Genomic DNA, 24,824 nt, shown 5'->3' with positions numbered 1-24,824 from the left:
TCGGTTCAGGGCGGGTGCTGCCGCAGTCGGCCCCGAGGAACTCAGGTGGTGCCGAGGGCCACCTTCAGCCAGCCGGGGCTGCGCAGGTCGAACTCCCGGTACGCCCCAACGGCGTCGGTCAGCGGTTCGTGCTCCGTCACGACATCCTCCGGACGGACCTGACCGGAGGCGACCATGGCCGCCAGCCTGGGGATGTACCGGGGATGGTTGCCGTTGCCGGCGCGGATGGTCAGGTTGCGTCCCATGGCCACACCGATGGGGAAGTACCGGTCGCCGGGCGGATAGACACCCACGATGCCCAGCGTGCCGACCTTGGCCAGGCTGTCGACCGCCCAGGTCTGCGCCTGGCTCGGCGCGTCACCCGGCTTCCAGTGCCCATCCTGGCCCTGACTGTCGAGGTTCGGGGAGATCCCGCGTTGTTCCTCGGCGTTGCGCTCGGCGTCCTTGCCCGCCGCAGGTCCCGACTTGGCGCTCTCGCCGTCCACTCCGACGGCGTCGATGGCGCAGTCGGCGCCGATACCGTTCGTCAATTCCATGATGGCGTCGACCGGGTCGACCTCGTTGAAGTTGATCACCTCGGCGCCACGGCTACGCGCATGCTCCAGCCGGTCGGCGTGCCCGTCGATCGCGATCACCCGGGACGCGCCACGCTGGTAGGCGGAGAGGATGGCGAACTGGCCCACCGGACCGCAGCCCCAGACCGTGACGATCTTGCCGTCGTCGGCGTCGGCGAGAACCGCTCCGAAGTAGCCGGTCGGATAGATGTCGGACAGCGTGATGGCCTGCGCCTCGGTGACGTTCTCGCCCAGCGAGATCAGGTTGGTGTGCGCGAAGGGCACGCGCGCGTACTCCGCCTGCAAGCCGTTGAACGGACCCTGCATGTCGGGTGAGCCGGGCGAGGCCGTACCGGTCCGCGGTCCGAGCGGGTTCGCGTTGTCGCACTGCGCGAAGAGGCCCCGGCGGCAGTACCAGCAGGATCCGCAGCCCAGCACCGCCGAGATCACCACCCGGTCACCCGGTCGGAAGTTGTGGATCTGCGAGCCGACTTCCTCGACCACCCCGACGCCCTCGTGGCCGAGCACCTTACCCGGCGACATCCCGGGCATGGTGCCCCGGACGAAGTGCAGATCGGTGCCGCAGATCGCCGCCGTGGTGACCCGGACGATCGCGTCCGTGGGTTGTTCGATGCGGGGCTCGGGCACGTCGTCGACCCGAATGTCACCGATACCGTGGAAAACGACGGCCTTCACGCGTACTCCCATCCGCGCTGGACACCGCGGTGGCGCCAGCCCTCGACAACGGGACCCGGCTTCCCCGGGCGGGCCACGACAAACCGCCCGGTCACGCCAGTTTCTGGGCCAGTCGGGTGACCGAGGCACGCATGCCGTCGGTACCACCGTCGGGAAACTCCCGCAGCAGCGTGCGGGCCTGTTCGAACGCCCGACGGGAACCGGGCAGGTCACCGACGGCTATGAGAACGTCGGCCATCTGCCGCAGCGCGTCGAACTGCGACGGCCGGTTCCCCACGCGCCGCGCCGTGCTCGCCGCGAGTTCCAGCTCCGTCACCGCCTCCGCGACACGGCCGGTCTCGACCAGGTTGTCCGCGACGGCGGCACGAATCGCGCTCTCCTCGTGCGCACGCCCCGCCAACTCGTTGAGGTCGAGCGCCTCCCGGAGCACCTGGATCGACTCAGCGACCTGCCCCAGGGCGGTCAACGACCGTCCCATCCGCAGCAGGCTGCAGATCTCGCCCTGCCGGTGGCCGAGCATGCGGAAGAGCGCCAGCGCCTCCGTGCTGTGCGTGAGCGCACGATCGTGTCGGCCCAGCACGCTGAGCACCTGGTGGCAGTTGTTGTGCACCAACGCCTGTTCCAGACGCATGCCCCGGTCCTGGTAGGTCGGTGCGGCCTCGCCGAGCAGGCCGAGCGCCTCCTCGTGGGCTCCGAGAAAGTACCGGGCACCCGCCAGGCTGCGCAGGACGTGCGCCTCCCCGACGACGTCGTGGCGTGCTCGCGCGGCACGCAGCGCGCTGCGCATGACGTCCTCCCAGTCCTGGAAGCGTCCGGCCCACTGCAGGTACTGCTGCATCGAGATGGCGAGCTGCCACGGCACGATGCCGTACCCGACGTCGGCGGCGAGGCGCACCACCTCCGTGAGCACCTCCCGCTGGCGGTCGAACCAGGCGATCGCCTCGTCGTGCGTGCCCGGCCGCTCGACCACGACACCGGGCAGCGGCGGTGCCGGCTCGATCGGCGAACGGTTCGGGTTCAGCGCGAGCTGCGCCTGGTAGCTGCTGTGCAGGTAGTGCTGCAGCAGGCGGCTGAGCGCCGCCTGTCGATCCGCCGCCGGCTCCTCGGCCTCCAACAGCTCCTCGGCGTACGCCTTCACCAGCACGTGCGACGTGAGCCTGCCGTCCTCGTGCTCGCTCACCAGCGCCGCGTCGATCAGCTCGGCGAGCAGGGCACGCGTGGTGTCCGGGTCGCGGTCGGCGAGGCTCACGCAGGCCTCGGCCGTGACACCGGGCAGCGGGGCGGCCGACAGCAGTCGGAACAGCCGGGCCGCCTCCGGACTGAGCTGCCGGTAGGACCACGAGAAGGCCGTCCGGGGATCGACCAGCCCGCGGCTGCCCGCGAACGCCTCGAGCCGGCGGGCGCTGTCGCGCAACTCGGCGGCGATGGTGGCGAGCGACAGGGCCGGACGAGCGGCGATCCGGGCCGCCAGGATGGCCAGCGCCAGCGGAAGCCGGCCACACAGCTCGATGATCTCGTCGGCCGTGCCGGCCCACTCCCCGTCGTCGGTCGACCGGCTTGGCAGGCCGGCGAGACGACGTTCGAGCAGTCGACGGGCCGTCGGCAGGTCGGGCGGGTCGACCCGGAGCAGGTGCGCGCCGTCGAAGGCCGCGAGGCCGACGAGGGCCCGCCGGCTGGTGACGATCACGAGACTTCGTGCCGAGTTCGGCAGCAGCGGGCGCACCTGGGCGGCGTCGTGGGCGTTGTCCAGCAGGAAGAGCATCTGCTTACCGGCCGTCATGCTCCGGTACGTGCCGATCCGCGCGTCGAACGTGTCGGGTACGTCGGAAGCGGGCACGCCCACCATGTGCAGCAGCGACCGTACGGCGTCGTCGGCCGACAGGCGCTCATCCGCGCAGAGGTGCCCCCGCAGGTCGAGGTAGAGCTGCCCGTCGGCGAACTCGTCGGCCACCCGGTGCGCGAAGTGCGTGGCGAGCGTCGAGGTGCCCACCCCACCCATGCCGTCCATCGCGATCACCAGTGGACTGGTCCGCCCAGCGGTCCGCATCCCCGTGGTCAGGTCGCCCAGGATCAGCAGTTCGGATTCGCGGCCCACGAAGAAGGGCGGGTCCGGCGGGAGCTGCGCCGGGCGGACCAGCGGCGCCGGCCGGGCCACCACGGGGTCCGCGTCCTCGGCGGGCGTCAGCGCCGTCTGGGTGAGGGCCCGCCGATGGGCATCCTGCAAGTGGTAGCCGGGGTCGATGCCCAACTCCTCGTCGAGACGCGCCCGGATGACGCCGTACACGGCCAACGCCTCCGCCTGCTGCCCCGCTGCGGCGAGGGTCGTCACGAGGCTCGCGTGGACCGGTTCGTTGAGCTCACCCATCGTCGCCGCGAGCCGCAGCGGCGTCAGGACCCGGGCGGGCTGACGCAGCCGTACGGCCACCGCGGCAGCGGCGATCGCGGCGTCGAAGAACTCGCCGTCGATGCCCGCGCAGACCGCCGCGGCGGCGACGCTGTCGAGAAGCCCGTCACCGGACGGGCCATGGCAGCGCCCCAGCGCGTCGAGATAGTGCTGCAACGCCTCGTCCGGGCGGTCCTGCGCAAGGCTGGACTTCGCCGCCGAGACGTCGCGGCGGAACGCGACGAGGTCGAGCGTCTCCGGCCCGGCCACGAAGAGGTAACCGTTGCCGTGCCGCAGCAGGTACGCGCCGACGGCCCGCGCGGGCAGGTCGGGTTCGAGCAGGCGGCGCAGCGCCGCGACGTACTTGTGGATCACGTTCACTGCGCTGGCCGGGGAGTCGGGACCCCAGACGAGATCCATCAGATCGCTGGTGGTGGTGGGACGCCCCTGCCGGGCCAGCAGGACCGCCAGGAGGCGGCGTTGCTGGCGCGGGCCCGCGTCGAGTTCGGCCGCGCCGCGCCAGACCCGCAGCGGGCCCATGATCTGCAGGCGCGGTTCCCCCTGCGACGCCGATTCCTCTGTCCGACCGGAGCCGACATCGTCCGTCACGTTGATCACGCTGCGTCCACCGACTGAAGGTTTACTTGACGACGACTGGATCGGACAGTTCGCCGCAGGATCCGACATTCCCGGGCGCGGGGAAGCCGACACCGGGGTCGAAGGCGGCACGCATCGACCGGTTCGGCGCTGCCGAGGCGCGGTCCTGTCTCGTAACCCATGTCCAGCAGACGTCGCCCGCGCGACGAAAGTTCGATCCCCTCGATGGATTTCTCCCACCGGCGAGCTAGCGTTCCCGGATGCTTCTTTCGACCTCGGCGCACGTGTCGGCCGGCGACACGGTCGAGCAGGTCCGGAGCGCCCAGCAGGGCGATCCGGCCAGCTTCGCGCTGCTTCTCGACCGTCACTACGCCGGCATGCTCGCGGTGGCGCGCCACCTGTTGGGCTCCCGGCCCGACGCCGAGGACGCCTGCCAGGACGCGGCGATCACGGCGTTCAGCCGCATCGGTGAGCTGCGCGACCCCGGTGCCGCGCGGTCCTGGCTGCACGCCATCGTGCGCAACAACTGCCGGACGATGCTCCGCGCCCGCGTCCCCGTTCCGGTCGGGGTGGCCGGCGAGAATCTGCTCGCCTCGGAGCTGGACGACCCGGTCGCGAGCATCGAACGCAGCGCCGTGCGGGACTGGGTCTGGCACGCGATCCAGCAGTTGTCGCCGGCCGCGCAGACGGTGGCGTTGCTGCGGTACTTCACCAGTAACAACTCGTACGAGCAGATCGCCGACCTCTGCGGTACGCCGGTCGGCACTGTCCGTAGTCGCCTGAGCGAGGCACGCCGGCAGTTGGCCGAGGTCCTCCCCCGCGTGCACGACGAGCGGCACAGCGGGACCGTGGCGCTGCGCGCCGAACGACAGCAGGAGGCGGCGACCATCCTGTCGGCGGTGCCGGACGGCGCCAGGCTGAACAAGGTGGCCTCACGCTGGGCCGAGGACATGACCTTCTGGTGGCCGAGCGGCATCCGGACGATCGGTCGGGAACCGGTCTTCGCCGTCATGCGGCAGGACTACGAGTCCGGCGTCGCCGCCAGGGTCACCGGAGTGCTCGCCGGGTCCGGCGTCACGATCTGGGAGAACGCCTTCATCAACCCGTCGGAGGATCCGTACCACTGCCCGCCCGGGGGGACGTGGTTGTTGAGGGAGAAAGAGGGCCTGGTGCGCGAGGTGCGCCTTCTGCACACCCCACGGCCGCCCCGGTTCTAGAGAATCCACCGCGGAATCGAACTTTCCGCCGCCGAACCTTGTCCTGAGGGTATGACGACGTACTCCATCCACGACCTGGAACCACAGCTCGCCGCGAACCGCACGTACTGGTGCGGTTGGGCCGGCGCCCAGCCCGACACCGACCTGCCGATCTATCGCGCGGACATCCCCCACCCGCTGTTCAACGGGGTCATGCGCGTGCGCGGGCGGCAGCTCGACGACGCGATCACGGAGGCGAGGAAGCACCTGACCGGCTCGGTCTGGGGCTGGTGGGTGGGTGCGGACAGCGACGAGGGCACCGCCGAGGGCCTGCTCGCGCGCGGCGCGACGCAGATCTCCGACATGCCCGTCATGGCGGTGGACGTGACCACGCTGGCCGAGGTCGAGGGCCCCAGCGAACTGCGGATCCAGGTCGTCGCCACGCCGGCCGAAATGCGCGAGTACGTCGAGGCGTACGCCGGGCCGCTCGGCGTCCCCGGCGACCTCGGGCTCGTCGTCGACCGGGAACTGTCCTTCGCCTACCCCGACGTGGTTCGTCTCGCCGGCATCGTGGACGGCCGCATGGTGGGCACGTGCACCCTGTCGCTCGGCACCGACGTCGGCGCCCTGTACTGCATCGCCACCCACCCCGACCACCGCCGCAAGGGCATCGCGACCGCCCTCACCCGCGAGGCGCTGCGCATCACCCGCGCGGCCGGGCTGCGGATCGCGACCCTACAGGCGAGCAGTGAGGGCGAGCCGGTGTACCGCCAGATCGGCTTCGACACGGTCACCCGCTACCGCCTCTACCAGCTCCCGGAGTGAGTCCCACGGCGCTGTCGGGCGGGTCGCGCACCGGTCCGCCCGGCGGCTCGCTGGCCGATCCGGCAACAACTTGCTCGTACGGAAAGTGAGTGTTAACTTTCCGTACGAGCAAGTACTTTCCCTAGCTCAAGGAGTTGCGCGATGAGCACCACCCCGACACCAGAAGAGGCACGGCAGGCTCTCGAGGACGTCGACCGGCGCCGGGACCAGACGGCAGCGGCCGCCAGCCGGTCCCGGTGGACCTGGCTCGCGGCGGGAATCCTCGTCGCGGCGTACGGGATCGTGGCCGATCGGTATCCGGACTTCGTGCGCACCTACGGCACCACCATCGTCATCCTGCTGCTGCTCGCCTCGATGGCGGCCAACACCCGATGGGGAGCGGCGCTGCTGCGGCGGCCGGTGCGTCCCCGGGCCACCCCCGACACGTCGAGCCTGCTGTGGTCGGCCCTGGTCCTGGCCCTCCTGATCGCTGGCGCGGCCTTTGCCACCGCCCTGGACGTCCCGCACCTCTGGGCATGGTTCGGCCTGGTGGGCGGTGTCCTGCTGGCCGCCGCCGGGCCGTGGTGGCAGCGCCGCGTCCTCACCCGCCCGGCCTGATCGTGGCGGCCGACCCGAAGCTGGACCCGGTCCTGCTCGATCCCACCCGGCTGGCCATCCTGGCGCTGCTGGCGGGGACCGAGTGGGCCGAGTTCGCGTTCGTCCGCGACGCCATGGACCTGAGCGATTCGGCCCTTTCCAAGCGGATCTCGAACCTGAGCGACGGCGGTTACGTCGAGGTGCGCAAGGGCTACGTGGGCAAGCGACCCCGCACGTGGATCAACCTCTCGGCGGCCGGGCGCGTGGCCCTGAGCGGCCACATCGCCGCCCTACGCGACATCGCCACCCGCGTGGACGGTTCTTAGTCCGTGTCTCAACGACTGCAAAGGGCTACAGCCCCAAGGCCATCCGGGCGGCCTGCGCCGACGCGGCATCGGGCACACCCTCCCTGAACGAGCCGACCAGCAGGCCAACACCGGCTCGAGCAGTGCGAGACCGTGCGGCACGCCACGCCATAAGACCGACGGCGACAGCACCCTGATGAGCGTGATGCCTGTGAGTCATCTAGATGACTCACAGGCATCACGCTCATCAGCATTACCGCCGCCGCTCAGCGACCGGCCCCGACCGTGCTGATCGCGGCCTCGTTCCAGGCCACCGTCACCATCGCCGCGCTGCTCCAACCTTTGAAGACACGGCCTAGCGGTTGTCGTTGTCCCGGCGCTGGGTCATGTGGACCTGTTCGAGGTCGAGTCCGTCCTGGACCCGGCGAAGCACCTCGTCGTCGATCTCGCCCGCGTCGCGCATGCGCACGACGGTCTCGTGGCGGTGGTCGATGACCGCGAGGTGCAGGTCGGCGTACTGCTTCTCGTAGTCGGCCGCGGCCTCGTCCGGGCCGGCCGCGGCGTCACCGTCGCGCAGCACCCGCAGCCGGCGGTCGTACTCGGTGCGCAACTGCTCGTGCACGTCGTCGCTCGTACCCAGCTCGGCGGCCATCGTGGGCAGGGACTCCAACGCCCGGTCCATGGACGTGATCTCGGCCTGCCGGCGTTCCCGCTCGGCCTCGGAGTCGGTGCCCAGTCCGGCCCAGCGCGTCACCCGGGGCATCAGCGGCGCCTGCACCAGCAGGGTCACGGCGATCACGACAGCCGTGACGAAGACGATGAGGTCGCGATCCGGGAACTCCGCTCCGGACGGAAGCGTGTGCGGTACGGCCAGCGCCGCCGCCATCGACACGGCGCCCCGGAATCCGGCCGCCGACATGAGCGCCCGGGGTCGCCCGCTGAGCCGCCGTTCCCGCTGCTGCGGTCGGCGGTCGATCGCCCGGATCACGTACGGGCTGGTGAACAGCCAGCCGAACCGCACCGCGACGATGACCGCGCAGACCACGAGCGCGACCAGCAGGCCGTGTGCCAGACCGGTGTGGTCCAGCCCGCGCACCGCCGACTGCGCCTCCAGCCCCACCAGGACGAACAGCGCGGCGTTCGCCAGCATCGTCACGAACTCCATGACGGTGTGGACGTGCCGGCGCGCGTTACCGGGGAAGAGGCGCGGCGAGGCGCGGCCGACCCACAGTCCGCTCACCACGGCCGCGAGGACACCGGACACCTCGGCCGCCTCGGCGATCAGGTAGGCGGTCAGGGGCGTCAGCAGCGCGAGCAGGTTGTGCTGGAAGGGGTCGGTCAACCGGCGACGGATCTGGAGGACGAGGAACGTCACGACCGCGCCGGACGCGATGCCACCGAGGTACGAGAAGGCGAACAACCCGGCGACCCGACCGACGCTCAGGTGCTCCTCGCCCAGGGTGATCCCGACCGCGAGCGTGTAGATCACCAGCGCCGTACCGTCGTTGACCAGGCTCTCCGCGCGCAACGTGGTCGCGATACGACGGGGCAGCATCCGGCCCAGGACGCCGACCGCCGTCGCGTCGGTCGGCGCGACCGCGGCACCCAGCACCCACGCCGCTCCCCAGCCGAGCCCGAGCGCGTGCGCGGCGGCCGCCACACCGGCCGCCGTCGCCACCACGAGCAGAGTGCTCAGCAGCACGATGACCCGCAGGTTCCGGCGCATCTCGCGCAGCGATGAGGAGAACGCCTCCCAGTAGAGCAGCACCGGAAGGAACACCAACAGGACGGCCTCGGGCGGCAGGTGCACCCCGCGCAGGGCGGGGGCGAAGCCGAGGAGGACACCGGCGATCAGCAGCAGCACCGGCGGGGCGATCCGGAGCCGACGGGCCGCGCCCGTACCGACCAGGATCGCGACACCGACCGCTACGACCAGGGCGAGGCTGGACACGAGGTTCCTCTGTCCTTCGTTGGGGGGTGACTCGGGTCCGGCAAGGATGACCGGACCCAGTGGACGGCTACTTGACGCTTCCCCGGATCACGACGACGGAGGGCTCGACGGCCTGGCCTTCTGCGGGTAGGGGGTCTCGTGGCGGGCCAGCATGGCGACGAACTCGGCGATCTTCCGCTCGCGGGTCTCGGCCCGCTTGACCGCGTTGACACGGTGGATGAGAGAGAACCGGTTGGTCTTGGTGAGCACGTCGAACATGGCCTGGGCGGCGGGATCGGCGGCGATGGCGGCGAGCAGGTCGGCCGGCACCTCGGCTTCCGACGGCGGAGCGTACGCGGCGGCCCAGCGCCCGTCGGCCTTGGCGGCCTCCACCGCAACCCGGCCCGCAGGCGTCATCCGTCCCTCCGCCTCCAGCCGGGCCACGTGGGCGACGTTGCGTTGCGACCAGATGCTGCGCGGACGGCGGGGGGTGTACCGGATCCAGGAGGACTCCTCGTCCCGCTTGCGGGCCTGCCCGTCGATCCAGCCGTAACAGAGCGCCTCGTCGACCGCCTGCTGCCAGGTCAACGTGGTGACCGTGCCGCCCTTTTTGGTCAGGGCCAGCCAGACGCCCGGCGACGTGGTGTGGTTGGCGGACAACCACGCGCGCAGCGCCTCGGCGTCCACGACGATCAGCTCCTGGAGTTCGGCGCTCGCCATGACAGCAGGCTATCGTCGCGCCGGCCGGCCAGACTCCACCAGGTGGGCCGTTCCGGCACCGACCGACGGTGGGCGCGGGGACGGCCGGGGGTGCGGCACGTCGACCGTGCCACACCCCCGATCCCACCTCCGGCGGTCAGCAGCCGATCCGGCTGGCTCCGACCGCGACGTCGTCGTACCAGAGGGTGTCGGACCCGTTGCCGTAGCTCTCCCAGCCCAGCTTCAGGTCGGTGAGCTGCGGTCGCCAGGTGCGGTTGTACCACTGCCCGTCGATGTCGTGCGTGGGTACGCCGTCCGCGGTCAGCCCCGCGACGGCGGCCCCGTCCAGCCAGGTACGGAGCTGACCGGACGAGCCGTCCACCATGAACTCCAGGCAGGTCCACCGGTTGGTGGGCAGCGGCAGGCTCTGTGCCACCCCGGCCGGGCTCTGCTCCGGCAGGGTCGCGTCGTCGGAGGCGCGGTTCCACTGCAGGGCGCCGTTCTGGCCGCCCATCCGCAGGTCCCGGTTACCGTCGGCGGCGTCCGTCATCGCCATCATCGTGGTGTGGTCGGTCGGCTGGGCGGTGGTGTGCCGGACCCAGATCCGGCCGTAGCGGACGCTGCCAACGCTGCCGAGGTTCTTCGTCGACCTGATGAAGACGTGGTTGCAGTACCCGGCCGCCCCGTTGATCCGCACGGCTCGGCCGCCGCTGTGCGTGGTGGTCGTGTCGATGGTGGCGGTTCCGGCGCCGGAACAGTCCGGGCTCACGACGGCCCAGTCGCCGGACGGTGTCGAACCGGTCTGGTTCTCGAAGCCGTCGCAGAGCACCGCTCCGGCACAGCCGACCGGCGGCGGCGTCGTCGGCGGGGGCGTGGTGGGAGGCGGTGTGGTCGGCGGGGGCGTGGTGGGAGGCGGCGTCGTCGGCGGAGGCGTCGTGGGAGGCGGCGTCGTCGGCGGGGGCGTCGTCGGCGCGACGCCGTTGCACGGTACGCCGTTCAGGCTGAAGCCGGTCGGCGCTCCCCCGCTGGTGCCGTACGTGCCCTGCACGCCGAACTCGGTGGAGCCGCCGGCCGGAATGCTTCCGTTGTACGACATGTTGCGGGCGGTCACCGTCGATCCGGACTGGCTGACCGTGGCGTTCCAGCCGCTCGTGACGCGCTCGTTCCCGGCGTACGTCCAGGTGACGGTCCAGGTGGAGACGGCGGTGTCGCCCGGGCTGACCTTGACGCTGGCGGTGAAACCGCCGGGCCACTGGTTGGGCGTGTAGTCGACCCGGCAGCCCTGGGCGGCCGCGGCCGGAGCGACGAGCAGGGCCGTGCCGGTCGCGGTCACGGCGGCGGCCAACGCGGCGACGACCGCGAGGGTCGGGGCGGGGCGGGCGCGGAGAATGGTCATGGGAAGTCCTTCTGCCATCGAGCGGGAAATCGGCGCGGCAGCGCGCGTCCAGGGCGGACGCGGCGATACGCCGGGTACGGCGCGGCGATGCGCCACAGCGAGTGGTCGATGCGTACGACCGACGTGCCCGGCTCGAGGTGAAGCTGTCAGTCACCGCTTCGGGCCGTTGCCCGGAACGCGGTGACGCCCGCCCCCAATGTATTGACAGACCACTATCTAATCAAGCGCGCGTAAATCGGTGGCCCGACGTCACCGGCCGTGCCAGCCTGGCCGGAGAAGGACCGGACCCGTACGGCCCGGCATCACCAGCGGACAGGAGCACGGCGATGCGAGGACTCGAAACCCCGCCCATCCGGACGCGAGCTTTCGAGGACCAGAGCGCCTGTGCAGACCATCAACCTTGGCATCGTCGCCCACGTCGACGCCGGTAAGACCAGCCTGACCGAACGCCTGCTCCACGCCACCGGGGTCATCGACCGACTCGGCAGCGTCGACGCGGGCACCACCCAGACCGACACCGGAGCGATCGAGCGTCGGCGGGGCATCACGATCCGCAGCGCCGTCGCCTCGTTCACCGTGCGCGACCGCCAGGTCAACCTGCTCGACACCCCCGGGCACAGCGACTTCGTGGCCGAGGTCGAACGCGCGCTCGGGGTGCTCGATGCGGCCGTGCTGGTGCTGTCGGCCGTCGAGGGCGTCCAACCGCACAGCCGCCGGATCATGCGCATCCTCCGGTCGCTCCGGCTGCCCACCCTGATCTTCGTCAACAAGATCGACCGGGTCGGCGCCCGCGTCGACGAGCTGGTCGCGGACACGCGCCGGCTCCTCGCGCCGACCGTCGTCCCGCTGGGCACGGTCCGCGCGCCCGGCACCCCCGGGGCCACCTACCGGCCGCGCCATCGGGGGTACGACCACCGCCTCGCCGAGCTTCTCGCCGAACACGACGACGAACTGCTGGCCGCCTTCGTCGACGACCTGCCGCCCGACGCCGACCGCATCGAGAAGGCCCTGCGGGCGCTGGTCGCGGCGGGGCAGGCGTACCCGCTGCTGTTCGGCTCGGCGCTGTCCGGGGCCGGCGTGCCGGAGCTGCTGGACGCCATCGCGGCCCTGCTTCCGCCCGCACCCCGGCCGAACCCGACCCGCGAGCGCGGGTGTTCGCCATCGAGCGCGACCCCTCCGGCGAACGCGTGGCCTACCTGCGCTCGTACGGCGGGCAGTTCCGGGCGCGGGAGCGGGTCAGCGCGTACCGCCGCGAGCCGGACGGCCGGACCACCGCGACGCGCGGGCGGATCACGCGGCTCGACGTGGTCGGCGCGGCCACCGACCAGGCCGCGCTGACCGCCGGCCACATCGCCCGGGTAGGCGGCCTGACCGGGGTACGCCTCGGCGACCAGCTCGGCAGCCCGGCCGGCCTCGACGGGCGGTCGAACTTCCCCGCGCCGACCCTGGAGACGGTGGTGCGACCCCGCGACGCGTCCCGGACGCTGGCGCTGCACGCCGCGCTTGTGGACATCGCGGACACCGACCCGTTCCTGCGGACCCGGGTGGCCCCCGAGGGCGGCACGAGCGTGCTCCTCTACGGCGAGGTGCAGCGCGAGGTGCTGAGCGCCACGCTGGCCGAGACGTACGGGATCGAGGCGGAGTTCGGGCCGGGACGGCTCATGCACGTCGAGCGGCCGACCGGCACGGGCGCCGCCGTGGAGATCATCGGACACGGCTTCTTCGGGACCGTCGGGTTCCGGGTCGAGCCCGGCGTCGGCGTGGACTACCGACGGGAGGTCGAGCTGGGCTCGCTGCCGCTGTCGTTCCACGCGGCCATCGAGGAGGCCGCCCGCGCCGCCCTCGACCAGGGCTGTCACGGTTGGCCGGTCACCGACATCCGGATCACCCTCACCCACAGCGGCTACTGGTCGCCCATCACGACCGCCGGGCACTTCCGGGACCTCGCGCCGTACGTCCTCATGCAGGCGCTCGCCGAGGCCGGCACCCGGGTCTTCGAGCCGTGCCGCCGGTTCGAGGTGGAGGTGCCGGCCGACCGGCTCGGCCCGGTCACGTCGTACCTGAGTCGGCTCGGCGCCCGGATCGACGGCACCGACGACGTCGCGGCCGGCTGGCGGATCAGTGGCGTGCTGCCGGCGCGGCTCGAACTCCAGGCGCAGCGGCGTCTGCCCGACCTGTCCGGCGGCGAGGGGCTGTGGTCGTCGACGCCCGGCGGCGACCGACCGGTGTCCGGCGAGCCGCCCCGCCGGGCGCGCACCGACGGCAACCCGTTCGACCGGGCGGAGTACCTGCGCTTCCTCGCCCAGCCGAAGAACCGACCCGTCGCCGTCAGGGACGCGGACCCAGGAGGCCCCGGTCGGTCATGAAGGCGCGCAACGTCCCGGCATCCTCGGCGGACATCAGCCACCGGGGGATCACGGTCGCCGGCATCCGGCCGACGAACACGATCCAGAAATCCGGGCTGTCCCCCACCCGCGCGACCCCGTCCCAGGCGATACCGCCGGACTCCGAGCCGCTGCGCATCATGATGTTGTCGTCGGTGATCTCGTACGCGCCCTCGACGGCGTAGTCACCCGAGCGGCGGCGGGCCCGCGACCGTACCCAGGGCAGGTAGAGCATCGACAGCACGCCGGCGAGCACCAACGTCAGCCACAGCGGGGACGCGCGCTCACCCCAGCCCAGCCCGCGCGAGAACACCAGGCCGACCGCCCCGACCGCCACCAGCACCGCGCCGATGTAGCTGAACCGACGCAGCCGGACACCGGCGAGGGTGGTCGCCACCCGAGCGGGGTAGGCGGGATCGGCGGGTACGTCGAATCGGATGCGCACCCCAGAACGATAGTGCCTGCATCGGCCCGGGTCGCGGCGGACGCGGGGTCGCGGACGTTTCGGGGAGAGTGGCTTTCGGGTAGCGGATGGGGCATGAACCGCGATCTCCTGAAGGCCGTCCAGGTGGCGTGGGGGCTGCCGGAGTTCCGCGACGGGCTGCGACACCTCATCGACCTCGACGAGGTGTCGGTGCTGCTGGCCACGCTGGCCGTGCCGGATCACGACGGCGCGGTCGACCGCAGCCTGGTGGACCTGCTGCGGTCCGGCCTGGAGACGGTCGAGATCCGGGAGGCGGTGCTGCTGCTGCTGGAACGGGACGAGGTGCGCCGGCCGCTCGTCGCGGCGGCGGTGGAGCCGCTCGCCGACCGACCGGGCCTCGCCGCCGCCATCGCCTCGGCCGCCGAGGACCCCGCGGTACGACATGAGGTCCGGGCGGCGCTGGACAGCGCCAAGGTTCGCGAGCTGATCTGGCAGGCGTTGGAGAACCAGCTCAGCGACCACCGGTTCGGCCTGGTCCGCCGGGCGGCGGCGCTGTTCGTACGGCATCCGAGCGTCCGGCGTCTGGTGTGGGCCGCGCGCCGGCACGGCGTGCTGCGCGAACTACGGCGCGGACCACTGGTCGACTAAGGCGTGTTTCAAAAGTCGGTTCTGGTCCGAGACGGCGTTCCGGGCGGTTATGTCTGTTCCGGGTTGAGGGTGAATAGGCCGGGTTGGCTCTCGGCCAGAGATATGCCGGTTGACCAGGCGTTTCAGCTTGGCTCGGACACCGTCGCCGCCGAGAACACCCAGTTCCCGGAGCCGCTCCACACCGCCCAATCAGCCGTCGTCCGCCCTCTCCGCCAGGTGCCGATGTAGCCCCAGCGACTCCATCGGCAAGCTCGGGCGTCGTGATACATGCGGCGGCCACCGTTTCTGCCAGGCAGGAGCCGTTGTGTACCGGACTCCAGCAGCTCACTTCGACACCGCCACCAGCCCGTTGTCCGCATGAGTGTCGCCGAAGGAGCGACACCGCAGCGGCGTGTCATCCGATGTGTACGGGCGCCGCGTCCTCGGTGCGCTGCTGAGGGCTTGCGTTGAGCGTGGTGACGGTGATGACCAGCGCGGCCAGCAGGAAGCCGACGGCGGAGGCGAACGCGACGGTGTAGCCGTGGGACAGCGCGTCGACCGCCCGCTGGATCAGGGGCTGGTCGCCGCTGGCCAGGGCGCGGAAGAACGCGACGTCGGCGTGCGGCAGTTTGTCATCGGCGGCGCTGGTGGAGACGGTGGCCAGGACGGCCAGGCCGACGGCGCCGCCGATCTGCTGGGCGGTGTTGAGGATGGCCGAGGCAATGCCGGTGTCGTTGCGGTCAACGCCGGAGATCGCGCCGAGCGTCATCGGCAGGAAGCTGGCGCCCAGGCCGAGGGCGGTGATGAACATGGCCGGCATCAGGTGGGTGAAGTACGACGAGGACGGTTCGAGCAGGCTGAACCAGAGCATCCCACCGGCCGCGACGACCAGGCCGGGGCCGGCGAGCGTGCGTGGCGAGAACCGGCCGGCCAGGCGTGAGCCGATCCCGGCGGCCATCCCCATGCCGAGGCTGAACGGCAGATAGGCGAACCCGGCACGAACCGGGCTGTAGCCCTTGACCTGCTGCATGAAAAGCGACAGGAGATAGAAGGTGGCGAGCATGGCCGCGCCGATGAACAGCATGGTGACGTAGGACCCGGCCCGGTTGCGATCACGCAGTAGCCGCAACGGCAGCAGCGGGTGCCGGTTCCTGCGCTGCGAGCGCAGGAAGGTGATCAGCAGGATTGCCGCGACGGTGAACATGCCGAGGGTGACGGGGTCGGTCCAGCCGCGGTCGCCGCCCTGGATGATGGCGTAGACCAGGGCGGTCAGGCCGCCGGTGGCGGTGGCCGCGCCACGCACGTCCAGTTCGCCGTGCAGCTTCTCGCCGCTGGCCAGCACGCGGGCGCCGAGCAGTACGAGCACGCCGATCGGGACGTTAACGAACATCACCCAGCGCCAGCTCAGGTAGTCGGTGAGCACTCCGCCGAGCAGCAGGCCAACGGTGGCGCCGAGCCCGGACATCGCGGCGTAGACGCCCATCGCCCGGTTACGGGCGGCGCCCTCGGCGAACGTGGTCGCGATCAGCGACAACGCGGTCGGCGCGATGACGGCCGCGCCGAGGCCCTGCAGGACCCGGGCGGCGATCAGCAACTCCACGCTCGGGGCCAGGCCGCCCAACAGGGAAGCGCCGGCGAACACGGTCAGGCCGATCCGGAACAGCCGCCGTTTGCCGTAGAGGTCGCCGGTGCGCCCGCCGAGCAGCAGCAGCCCGCCGAAGGCCAGGACGTAGGAGTTGACGATCCAGGACAGGCCGGAGGCGGACACCTCGAGGTCCTTCTGGATGCTCGGCAGCGCGATGTTCGTGATCGTGCTGTCCAGCACGACCATCAGCTGCGCGGCCGCGATGACGATCAGCGCGAGGGCCGGACGGGTGGAGGTGCGCGGCGGAGCCGATTGTGCGGGGATGGACATCGGAAACTCCAGAACTAGACGGGTGTTGAGTTTTCGTGAGGCCGCGACAATATCTCAACGGTTGTCTAGTTTTTCAAGTAGGGGTGTGCCGGCTTGTACGATCGGACGCCGACGTACGGAAGGGTGCTGCACGATGACCGAGGCCGCCGCAGAGGTGCCGCAAGGTGAACGCAAGGGCGAGCGCACCCGGCGGCGCATCCTGGAGGCCGCTCGCGCCCTGTTCGCCGAGCTCGGCTACGAGCGCGCCACGATCCGTGGGATCGCCGCGGCGGCCGAGGTCGACAAGTCGTCGATCCTGCAGTATTTCGGCAGCAAGCAGCAGCTGTTCCGGGCCGCGGTGCACTGGCACATCCCGATCGCGGAGCTGACCGCCGACGATCCGGCGCAGAGCGTGCACAACTTCATGCACGGCATGCTGAGCAGCTGGGCCGCCGACCCGAACAGTCCGATGGCGGTGCTCGTGCGCGCGAGCATGACCAGCGAAGAAGCCGCCGAACTGCTGCGGCGTCACATCACCACCGAGGTCGTCGACGCGATCGCCGCGACCGTCGACGATCCGGAGGCCCACCTGCGCGCTTCCCTGGCCGGCGCCATGATGATGGGCATCGCCGCGCAGCGCTACCTGCTGCGGATGCCCTACATCGCCGACGCTGACCTCGACGACGTCGTGCGCCTGGCCGGCCCGGCCATTCGCAACGTCATCGCCCCGCCGGCCTGACGCCTACGCGTCGGCGCCGAAGATCGTCGGCACCTGCTCGGCTGCAATGATGCTGAAAGCCATCAGCTCGAACTGCTCTCGCTCGCCCTGTCGGCAGGTGCGCGACGGCACACCGCATCATGAAGCACTCCCCCCGGCTCGCAGCGTGGCGTGCCGGGGGTCAGCGGCTGGCCTCATCGAGGCGTACAGGTCCCTGATCACGTTCCGCGAGGCCGTCGTCCGGGTTTCAACAGACCCCGCGCCTTCATTCAGAGGCAGCCGCAGCCGATACAGCCGACGAGCTGATGCGCAAGGTTCTCGACGAAGGACGACGGCCCTCCAACTACCGTTTCCAATCGCGAGACATGCCCTCAGTCTCCCGCTGGGTCGGCGCCGGCCGATCGGCAGCGTCGCGACGATCTCCGCGACATCGGCGAGGTGAATGCCCAGTCGCCGAGCAACGAAGATCGGCGAGACGCGGCGCAGCATGTGCCTGCGGTGAGACGCTGGTTGCCCTCACTGCGCTCTGCGACGATCAGCCCTTTGCTCTCGTAGAAACGCAGAGCGGTGGTCGCCATCCGGTACGGGCGGTGACCTCCCCCGGCGTCAGCAGATCCTCCGGGCTCGCCTGCTCGGAATGCTCCGCCGTCTACGCAACAAATCCTCGCCGTGCCTTCTCGCCGTACGTAGAAGCTGAACCCACGATGAGATCAATAGGTCAGCGTCGGGGCAGCCTTGCTCCACCGGCTGGTGTCGAGTTGGTCGAGCAGGAAGTTCGCCAGATCGGCGCGGCTGAGCCGCGACCCACCGGGCGGGTTCGTCCCGTCCTCGACCCGGAACGTCCCGATGGCCGGCTTGTCGGTGAGGTAACCGGCGCGGACCAGAGTCCAGTCGAGCCGGCTAGACCGCACAATGTCCTCCATCACGCCCATGTCCTCGTACAACTCACGCAGGAACAGCGGAATCATCAGCCGGAACCACCAGGGCAACCCGGGGTCCTTGGGCACCACCCCGCCGGAGGAGACAACGATCAACCGCTGCACCTGAGCGTCCTGCAGCGCAGTGACTACCGCCTGGCCACCCTTGGAGTAGATGCCGTTCGGATTCCGGGCCGTGCTGCCGATCGCGGAGATCGCCGCGTCGTGCCCGACAGCGATCTCCCGCAACGGGCGGTCACCGGCCAGTACGTCGGCGGGCTGCAACGCGAGATCGGGATGTGACGGCAGCCCGTCGAGGTGGCGGGCCACCGCGGTCACCTGGTACCCGCGGTCGAGCGCGCCGGAGACCACGAGACGTCCGGTGCCGCCGCTGGCCCCGAAAACGATCAGCTTCATACGAATTCCTCAACCTGGTGGGTTCGTCGCAGGCAGGTCCCGGCAAGGGCGGAAGCCTCATCGGCAACCCGAAAACTAGACAAGCGTTGAGATATTAGCCAGGCAGTTGCGGAGAAGCAACCCCGGCGCTCACCGCAGGCAGTGACATCACCCAGAGTGAGCTGGCAGTGGGCGTATCTGCCGCATGACCTGCCGCCGAAGTCCGCGACGTACTACTACTTCGCGTTGTGGCGTGACGACGGCACCGACCAGGCCACTCTCGATCTGCTGCGCTGCCAGGCGCGGGAGAGGGCCGGCCGCCGGGAGGATCCGTCCGCGATCATCTTGGGCACCCAGTCGATCCGGGCCGCGAACTGGTCCTGGCTGGCAGGCCCAGACCAGCCGCGGCAACCGCCGATACCTGCGCTCACGCGGGGTCAAGGCATGCATCCCCAGCAAGAGCGACCAGGACGCGCACCGCAAAGCCAAAGGCTCCAAGGGCCAACGTCCCCCGACCGTCGATCCACAGCTCTACCGGCTACGCCACGCCGTCGAGAACGGCATCGCCCCGGCGAAACGCCACTGCGGCGTTGCCACCCGCTACGACAAGTTGGCCGTCTGGCTTCCAAGCAGTTATGACCATCACGTCATCAGCGAGTGGCTATGACCCGGTTATGAAACACGCCCTAAGGGCCTCGGCCGGCAAGGGGCTTTGACACAGGCCCTTAGCGTGGCGGCGTGGCAGCGCCCCGCTCGGCACCGCCCCCGCACCTGAGCCGCCCGCTGACGTTCCTGCTCGCGCTGGCGGCCGGCGCGGCCGTCGCCAACCTGTACTGGGCGCAGCCGCTGCTCGGCGCCATCGCCGACGACCTGGACGCGCCGACGTCCACCGCCGGCTGGCTCGTCACCGCGACGCAGATCGGGTACGCCGTCGGCGTCCTGCTGCTCGTACCGCTCGGCGACGTCCTGGACCGCCGCCGCTTCGTCCCGCTGATGTTCCTGGCCTCCGCCGCCGCGCTACTGCTGTGCGCGCTGGCGCCGTCGATCGGCGTGCTCCTGGTCGCGCTCGGCGTGCTGGGCGTCACGACGATCTCCGGGCAGATCCTCACGCCGCTCGCCGGGGACCTGGCCGGCGACGCCGACCGTGGTCGGATCGTCGGTGTCGTCGGATCGGGGACCCTCACGGGCATCCTGGCCTCCCGCACGATCAGCGGACTCGTCGCCGGCGCCGCCGGTTGGCGTGCGACCTACGCCCTCGCCGCCGTCGTCGCCGCCCTGCTCGCGGTCCTGCTCCACCGCGCGACGCCGCCGCTGCCACCGCGAGCACGCATCCCGTACCCACGGCTCCTGTTCTCGGTCGCCGCGATGGTCCGGCGGGAGCGGGCGGTCCGGTGGACGCTGGTCCTGGCCGCCGCCGGCTTCGCCGCCTTCTCGCTCTTCTGGACGGCGCTGACGTTCCTGCTCAGCGGTCCACCGTTCCACTATCCGCCGGCGGTGATCGGGATGTTCGGGCTGGTCGGACTCGCCGGGGTCCTCTCCGGTCTGCGCGGTGGTCGCCTGCACGACCGCGGCTGGTCACTGCCGGCCACCGGGGCGGCCTGGGCCCTGGCCCTGGGGGCGTTCGTCGTCGCGGCGTTCGGTGGCCGGTCCCTCGTGCTTCTCATCACCGTGGCCGTCGTGGTCGACGTCGCCTTCCAGACGCAGGCCCTGCTCAACCGTGCACGGTTGTTCGCCCTCGCGCACGAGGCGCGCAGCCGGCTCAACACGGCTCTGGCGACCAGCAACTTCATCGGCGCCGCCGCCGGTTCCGCCGCCGCGAGCACGCTCTGGTCCGCGGGCGGCTGGTCAGCGGTCGCGATCGCGGGAGCGGGCCTGGGCTGTCTGGCGCTCACCGTGTGGGCGCTGGGACGCCGTGGCCCACTCGTCGTCGACCGTGCCGAATCAGATCCCGTCACCTGAGGACGAGCGGGTCAGCGCGCCTGCGTCTGGTCGACGATCGGGAAGGCCCGCCGTACGGCCGCCAGGAACTCGTCCCGGCGGGAAGCGTAGGTGCCGACCGCCGCCCACAGCGCCTCCAGCGCAGCCTGCAACGGATCCGACTCCCCGGCGGCCACGAGGGCCGGCAGGGCCATCGCGACCGGGTCCACCGGACCGTCGAGCGCCGCGCGCAGCAGGTCGGTCGGCGCAGCCTTCCTGCGGCGCAGCGAGGCGACGGCGATCGTGACGGTCGCCCTGCCCTGGATGCGTGTCCTGAGCGCCGTCGTGTCGGTGAATTCGGCGGGCAGCGGTCCACCCCGTTCCAGCGCCGTCCACGCGGGCCTCATCCACTCGAGATCCGCGATGCCGGCGAGGGCGCACGCCTGCCGCGCCGCCCAGACCGCGATCTCGCGTTGGGTGACGGCGTCGGCGTCGGCCACCCCGTCGACCAGGTCCCGGTCCAGCAACAGCATGCCGTGGATGTTGCCGCGTACCTCTCGGAGTCGCTCGCTCGGCAGGCGTCCGTTCCAGCGCCGCAACTCTTCGCGCCGCCGGTACTCCTCGTTGCGGCGATCCTCCTCCGCCCGCCTGCGCACCTCGGCCTCGACCCGTTCCCACAGCGTGAGCGGGGTCGGCAGGCCACGAGCCCAGCCATGCCAGTACGCGGCGTTGCGGCTGCTCTGGCGCAGCACCGCGTCGACACGGACAGTGCCGTCACCCGGGTCGCCGCCCGCGCTGGCCTCCGGCCAGAAGCAGAGCAGGTAGCGGTCCGGTCGTCGGTCCAGGTAGGTGTGGTCGTCCTCGTCGATCTTGTCGGGGTCGAGCCCGCCGAACGGATCGCTCCCCTCGTCCATCCCCGCCGCGCAGTACCGCACTCGGTAGACCGGCAGCCGGCCGCCGTCACCCTCTTCCGAGGTCAGCGGCAGGTGAGCCAGCGCCCCATCGCCCCACGGGACCAGGTCGACCACCGGGGCCCTCGGCTGGAGCGACACCTCCACCACGTCCTCCCACTCGGCGGCCGCGGACGGCGGCTCGGCGTCGTGCAGCTCGATCCGGAACCGGACCCGTCCGGAGTGGGTGCCGGTCATCAGGAACAGCGCACCCGGGTCGCCGGCCCCGCACAGGCCATTCGTCTGCCCGGCGAACGCCCTCTCCATGTCGGGCAGATCTCGGCTCGTCACGTAGATCTGCCCATAGTCGACCGGGGCCGGGCCGTCGAAGAGAACGCGCATCGAGCGATCCTGTCACCGACCGATCGCCATCCGCTGCCCCACCGAGTGACATGACGTCTCGCGTCCGCCGCGCGATCGGCGCGAGCGCGGATCGCAGGGGTCTCGACCCTTTACCGTTCGCACTCGACGTGACACGCTTCGTGCTGCCCTGGTGGCACGCGTGGCGCTCGGAGCGGTACAAAGGGGAGGACGACCGGGGAGCCGATGGCGAAGATGTGGCGAAACAGGACTGCTTATCCGTTGCTCCTCTGGCTCGCGCTGAGCCTCGTGATCGGCGGAGCGTGGATACGGTTCGGCAGCTCCAACCTCACGACCGTCCTGACGGTCGTGTCCACGTTGGTCGCGCTGCTGCCCGTCTTGAAGGTCGGTCCACTGAGTTGGTCGGCACCCGGCCGGCAGAGCACCCCGGAACAGGTCGGCCAGGCGGTCCAGGTGCTCGCCATCGAGGTCCGCAAGCAGTGGGACGAGGAAGCCCGTCGCCGGCAGCTGCAGGAGACACGCCAGATGCCCGTCCGCTGGGAGATCGCGGATCGACCCAAAGGCGCGATCCCGTTGCCGGCCGTCGGGCAGCTACCGCGGCTGGTCGACGAATTCGTCGGGCAGCCCCGTCCAATGGTGGTCATCGGCGAACCCGGCTCGGGCAAGACAGGCCTGTGCGTCATCCTCACGCTTGATCTGTTGCGGGAGGCATCACCGCAGGTGCCGCTGCTGTTGCCAATCGCCTCGTGGGATCCGGAGGAGAACCTCGACGACTGGATGGTCCGCCGGTTGGTGGAGGACTACCCCTTCCTGGCCAACGAGACGCGCTTCGGTGTGGATGTCGTTCGGGAGATCGTTACGCAGCGTCTGGTGTTGCCGATCCTGGACGGCCTGGACGAGATGCCCCCGGAACTACGACCCGTGACGCTTCGCGCGCTCGACGGCGACTGGTCCGCTGACCGGCCTTTCGTGTTGACGTGCCGGACGGAAGAGTTCCTGGCGGCGAACGCACAGAATCTGCTGGCGGGTGTGCTGGTCGTCCAGCTCCGCCCGCTCGAACCACAGGCGGCCGCGAACTTCCTGCTCGAAGCCGTCGCCGACGCTCGGTTGGAGGAATGGGAGCCGGTCCTGGCCGACCTGGTGGCCCACCCCGAGGGAGATCTGGCACGGACGCTGACCAACCCGCTGATGCTGGCCCTTGCCCGCACCGTCTATGAGGCCGACCACGTGTCGCCCGGGGAACTGCTCGACAGACAGCGGTTCGCCGGGCAGCGCGACATCGATGAATACCTGCTGGACCGGTTCATTCCAACGGTGTTCCGCGTTCGACCTCATCGGGACGTGCCGAGCCCGACCCGGATCTCTCGCCGGTGGGAGCCCGACCCCGCCCAGCAGACGATGGCGTTCCTGGCCCGGCACCTCGACTCGTTGGGAACCCGCGACCTGGCGTGGTGGCAGCTGAACCGGGCGGTGCCTCGCCGGGTGTCGTCGACCGTGCGGATCACCGTCGGGACGCTGGGTTGCGGTCTGCTGGGCTGGTTGATGTTCGGGCTGTTCGGCAGGCCCCTGTTCGGAGTGGCGTTCGGGTTGCTCGTCGGGCTCCTGGCCTCGGCCCCGCTGGGCAGGTTGCGGGAGAGCAGACCGCGTCGCTTCGTACCCCGAATCCTGCGCCGCGCGGACCTGGGGCCGGAGTCCCTGGTCCGCGACATCGGCTTCGGTGTCGTGGGGGCGCTGGTCGGCGGGCTCATCGTCGGCCTGCTCTTCAGCGTCGGTCTCGGCGTGGTGATTGGCCTGTTCTTCGGTCTCGTCTTCTCGATGGTCCGGAGGTTCACCGAGCCGACTGAGCCGCGTGAGCCGGCAAGCCCGGGCAACGTGCTGCGTGCTGACCGCAGCACCGTGCTGTACGGGATCGCACTGGGTGCGACGGCCGGCGCACTGGTGGGTGGACTGCTGGGTGGCGTCGTCGGCGCCGAACAATACGGACTGATCTTCCATCTGGACGCGCCGGTGGAGGGACTGCTCGGCGCATCGGTCGGGCTGGTGCTCGGAGCTGCCGGCCTCGGGATGATGGTCTACAGCACCAGCGCGTGGGCTCAGCTCGTGCTCGCCAGGATCTGGCTGGCTTGGCGTGGATGGGCCCCGCTCCGGCTCATGACCTTCCTCGAGGACGCGCACAAGCTCGGAGTGCTACGCCAGGTGGGGCCGCTCTACCAGTTCCGGCACGCGTTGCTCCAGGAGCGACTGGTACGGCCAGCGGAGCCGACGGCCGCGCCGGAGGCAAAGCTGGGGATTCGCGGATGACACGTCTGGTGGTCACGCCACCCGGGCGGTGGTGAGCTGCACCGGCCCGATCAGCGACCAGTGCGCGACCCGGCCGGGCCACCGGTTCGCATCGGCGGCGCTGGCCACGGTGACGTAGCGGGCGTACGGGAACCGGATCCGCGCCCAGGCCGTGGGAGCGTCCACCGGCTCTATCTGGAGGTCCGTCAGGCGCCTGCGGATGCTGTCGCTGCGGCGGTCGGAATCGCTGGCGGACCCGTAGCCGAATTCGATTCGGGCATGCGGTGCCCCGCCGGTGCCGGCAGCGGCCTGTTGGTCGATCAGCCAGGCGACATCGGCCGGCTTGGTCAGGTCGACCGCCCGTACCACCGTCCGGCCGTCGTCGACGACCACGCGCACCCGGACCGCGACCACCTCGAAGTGATGTCGCCGCAGCAGGGCCGAGCGGTCGTCGAGCCAACTCCACTCGAAGGCGTACTGCCGTCGTTCGAAGACCACCAGGGCCGCGACGCGAGCAACCGTATAGGCGACGAGCGCGACGGCCAGGGGTGTCAGACGCTCGTGATCGACCAACAGACGGTCGACGATCACCGCGAGCGCGCTGACCGTCAGCCAGACCAGGGTCATGTTGCGGGCGCGCTCAAAGGACGACCAGCTCGGCCCGAAGGCGAACAGCCGAAGCAGTCGGGCGGGTCGGCTCAGCGGCGCGGGAGGTATCAGCACGTCCGGCCGGATCCCGTCCGTCGCGGCCGACACCGCCTCTGTGGTCCTCACCGCCTGCCGCCTCTCGCCGGCGTCTCGCCCGTGCTTCGCCGCCGTACGGCGACCAGTCATGGGGC

20 protein-coding genes and 2 pseudogenes are annotated in these 24,824 nt (G+C 70.9%); 12 read left to right on the top strand and 10 right to left on the bottom strand.

Annotation, left to right across the window (positions count from 1 at the left end; translation table 11 throughout):
- Nucleotides 1-41: 41 nt before the first annotated feature.
- Both ACQP0N_RS10070 and ACQP0N_RS10065 read right to left on the bottom strand, forming a co-directional pair.
- On the bottom strand, nucleotides 42-1,250 hold the full coding sequence (locus tag ACQP0N_RS10070) for an alcohol dehydrogenase catalytic domain-containing protein (RefSeq protein ID WP_433119392.1): 1,209 nt from the start codon (nucleotides 1,248-1,250) through the stop codon (nucleotides 42-44).
- Between the two features lie 91 nt (nucleotides 1,251-1,341).
- Entirely contained in the window at nucleotides 1,342-4,242 is a 2,901-nt protein-coding gene (locus ACQP0N_RS10065) for a BTAD domain-containing putative transcriptional regulator (RefSeq protein WP_433119390.1), read from the bottom strand.
- A 248-nt stretch (nucleotides 4,243-4,490) separates the two neighbouring features.
- Here ACQP0N_RS10065 and ACQP0N_RS10060 point away from each other — a divergent pair, with 248 nt between their 5' ends.
- From ACQP0N_RS10060 to ACQP0N_RS10045, 4 genes are all read left to right on the top strand, one after another.
- Nucleotides 4,491-5,447, top strand: a complete 957-nt coding sequence (locus tag ACQP0N_RS10060) for an RNA polymerase sigma factor (RefSeq protein WP_433119388.1) — start codon at nucleotides 4,491-4,493, stop codon at nucleotides 5,445-5,447.
- A gap of 51 nt (nucleotides 5,448-5,498) precedes the next feature.
- Nucleotides 5,499-6,251: a GNAT family N-acetyltransferase gene (locus tag ACQP0N_RS10055; protein WP_433119386.1), complete on the top strand. Its 753-nt coding sequence runs from the start codon at nucleotides 5,499-5,501 to the stop codon at nucleotides 6,249-6,251.
- A gap of 141 nt (nucleotides 6,252-6,392) precedes the next feature.
- Nucleotides 6,393-6,848 carry a hypothetical protein gene (locus ACQP0N_RS10050; RefSeq protein WP_355052903.1) on the top strand — a complete coding sequence of 152 codons (456 nt, stop codon included), beginning with the start codon at nucleotides 6,393-6,395 and terminating at the stop codon, nucleotides 6,846-6,848.
- Nucleotides 6,815-7,153 carry a winged helix-turn-helix domain-containing protein gene (locus tag ACQP0N_RS10045; RefSeq protein WP_433119383.1) on the top strand — a complete coding sequence of 113 codons (339 nt, stop codon included), beginning with the start codon at nucleotides 6,815-6,817 and terminating at the stop codon, nucleotides 7,151-7,153. Before ACQP0N_RS10050 ends, ACQP0N_RS10045 begins: the two co-directional genes overlap by 34 nt.
- A 334-nt stretch (nucleotides 7,154-7,487) precedes the next feature.
- Here the strand turns inward: ACQP0N_RS10045 and ACQP0N_RS10040 are convergent, their stop codons facing one another.
- The 3 genes from ACQP0N_RS10040 to ACQP0N_RS10030 all read right to left on the bottom strand — a co-directional run bounded on the left by ACQP0N_RS10040 (nucleotide 7,488) and on the right by ACQP0N_RS10030 (nucleotide 11,157).
- Nucleotides 7,488-9,083 (bottom strand): Na+/H+ antiporter, encoded by a 1,596-nt coding sequence (locus ACQP0N_RS10040; protein ID WP_433119381.1) that lies wholly within the window; start codon nucleotides 9,081-9,083, stop codon nucleotides 7,488-7,490.
- A gap of 87 nt (nucleotides 9,084-9,170) precedes the next feature.
- Complete coding sequence (locus ACQP0N_RS10035; RefSeq protein WP_433119379.1) at nucleotides 9,171-9,782, bottom strand: YdeI/OmpD-associated family protein; 612 nt, start codon at nucleotides 9,780-9,782, stop codon at nucleotides 9,171-9,173.
- A 136-nt stretch (nucleotides 9,783-9,918) separates the two neighbouring features.
- Nucleotides 9,919-11,157 (bottom strand): cellulose-binding domain-containing protein, encoded by a 1,239-nt coding sequence (locus ACQP0N_RS10030; protein WP_433119378.1) that lies wholly within the window; start codon nucleotides 11,155-11,157, stop codon nucleotides 9,919-9,921.
- 384 nt (nucleotides 11,158-11,541) lie between these two features.
- On the opposite strand from ACQP0N_RS10030, the gene ACQP0N_RS10025 reads away from it, so the two are divergent.
- Complete coding sequence (locus ACQP0N_RS10025; protein ID WP_433119376.1) at nucleotides 11,542-12,495, top strand: GTP-binding protein; 954 nt, start codon at nucleotides 11,542-11,544, stop codon at nucleotides 12,493-12,495.
- A gap of 323 nt (nucleotides 12,496-12,818) precedes the next feature.
- A complete protein-coding gene (locus ACQP0N_RS10020; RefSeq protein ID WP_433121539.1) occupies nucleotides 12,819-13,523 on the top strand; it encodes a hypothetical protein in 705 nt (234 codons plus the stop codon).
- Here the strand turns inward: ACQP0N_RS10020 and ACQP0N_RS10015 are convergent.
- On the bottom strand, nucleotides 13,486-13,986 hold the full coding sequence (locus tag ACQP0N_RS10015; RefSeq protein WP_433119374.1) for a YcxB family protein: 501 nt from the start codon (nucleotides 13,984-13,986) through the stop codon (nucleotides 13,486-13,488). The two genes, ACQP0N_RS10020 and ACQP0N_RS10015, sit on opposite strands and share 38 nt — an antisense overlap.
- 93 nt (nucleotides 13,987-14,079) lie before the next feature.
- Between ACQP0N_RS10015 and ACQP0N_RS10010 the strand changes: the two genes are divergently transcribed.
- Nucleotides 14,080-14,613 carry a hypothetical protein gene (locus ACQP0N_RS10010; RefSeq protein WP_433119372.1) on the top strand — a complete coding sequence of 178 codons (534 nt, stop codon included), beginning with the start codon at nucleotides 14,080-14,082 and terminating at the stop codon, nucleotides 14,611-14,613.
- 394 nt (nucleotides 14,614-15,007) lie between these two features.
- On the opposite strand, the gene ACQP0N_RS10005 is transcribed toward ACQP0N_RS10010, so the two are convergent.
- A complete protein-coding gene (locus tag ACQP0N_RS10005; RefSeq protein ID WP_433119370.1) occupies nucleotides 15,008-16,507 on the bottom strand; it encodes an MFS transporter in 1,500 nt (499 codons plus the stop codon).
- 133 nt (nucleotides 16,508-16,640) lie between these two features.
- Between ACQP0N_RS10005 and ACQP0N_RS10000 the strand changes: the two genes are divergently transcribed.
- A complete protein-coding gene (locus ACQP0N_RS10000; protein ID WP_433119368.1) occupies nucleotides 16,641-17,225 on the top strand; it encodes a TetR family transcriptional regulator in 585 nt (194 codons plus the stop codon).
- A gap of 689 nt (nucleotides 17,226-17,914) precedes the next feature.
- Here ACQP0N_RS10000 and ACQP0N_RS09995 read toward each other — a convergent pair.
- On the bottom strand, nucleotides 17,915-18,538 hold the full coding sequence (locus tag ACQP0N_RS09995; RefSeq protein ID WP_433119366.1) for an NAD(P)-dependent oxidoreductase: 624 nt from the start codon (nucleotides 18,536-18,538) through the stop codon (nucleotides 17,915-17,917).
- A 153-nt stretch (nucleotides 18,539-18,691) separates the two neighbouring features.
- On the opposite strand from ACQP0N_RS09995, the pseudogene ACQP0N_RS09990 reads away from it, so the two are divergent.
- The 3 genes and pseudogenes from ACQP0N_RS09990 to ACQP0N_RS09980 form a co-directional block, all read left to right on the top strand.
- Nucleotides 18,692-18,955, top strand: a pseudogene (locus ACQP0N_RS09990) (IS5 family transposase); the annotation flags it as partial.
- Nucleotides 18,885-19,184, top strand: a pseudogene (locus ACQP0N_RS09985) (IS5 family transposase); the annotation flags it as partial. The pseudogenes ACQP0N_RS09990 and ACQP0N_RS09985, both read left to right, overlap by 71 nt.
- Nucleotides 19,185-19,255: 71 nt before the next feature.
- Nucleotides 19,256-20,476, top strand: a complete 1,221-nt coding sequence (locus ACQP0N_RS09980) for an MFS transporter (RefSeq protein ID WP_433119364.1) — start codon at nucleotides 19,256-19,258, stop codon at nucleotides 20,474-20,476.
- Between the two features lie 11 nt (nucleotides 20,477-20,487).
- Here ACQP0N_RS09980 and ACQP0N_RS09975 read toward each other — a convergent pair whose 3' ends face one another.
- The gene (locus tag ACQP0N_RS09975; RefSeq protein ID WP_433119362.1) at nucleotides 20,488-21,726 is read right to left on the bottom strand and encodes a hypothetical protein; all 1,239 of its coding nucleotides are present in this window, start codon (nucleotides 21,724-21,726) and stop codon (nucleotides 20,488-20,490) included.
- A 240-nt stretch (nucleotides 21,727-21,966) separates the two neighbouring features.
- Between ACQP0N_RS09975 and ACQP0N_RS09970 the strand changes: the two genes are divergently transcribed.
- Nucleotides 21,967-24,006, top strand: a complete 2,040-nt coding sequence (locus ACQP0N_RS09970; protein WP_433119360.1) for an NACHT domain-containing protein — start codon at nucleotides 21,967-21,969, stop codon at nucleotides 24,004-24,006.
- A gap of 12 nt (nucleotides 24,007-24,018) precedes the next feature.
- Here ACQP0N_RS09970 and ACQP0N_RS09965 read toward each other — a convergent pair whose 3' ends face one another.
- Entirely contained in the window at nucleotides 24,019-24,759 is a 741-nt protein-coding gene (locus tag ACQP0N_RS09965; protein ID WP_433119358.1) for a hypothetical protein, read from the bottom strand.
- Nucleotides 24,760-24,824 lie beyond the last annotated feature (65 nt).

The organism is Micromonospora sp. CA-246542 (assembly GCF_050942905.1).
Taxonomy (GTDB): domain Bacteria; phylum Actinomycetota; class Actinomycetes; order Mycobacteriales; family Micromonosporaceae; genus Micromonospora.
Note: the sequence above shows the minus strand (reverse complement) of the source record. Positions and strands in the feature narration are given on the sequence as shown.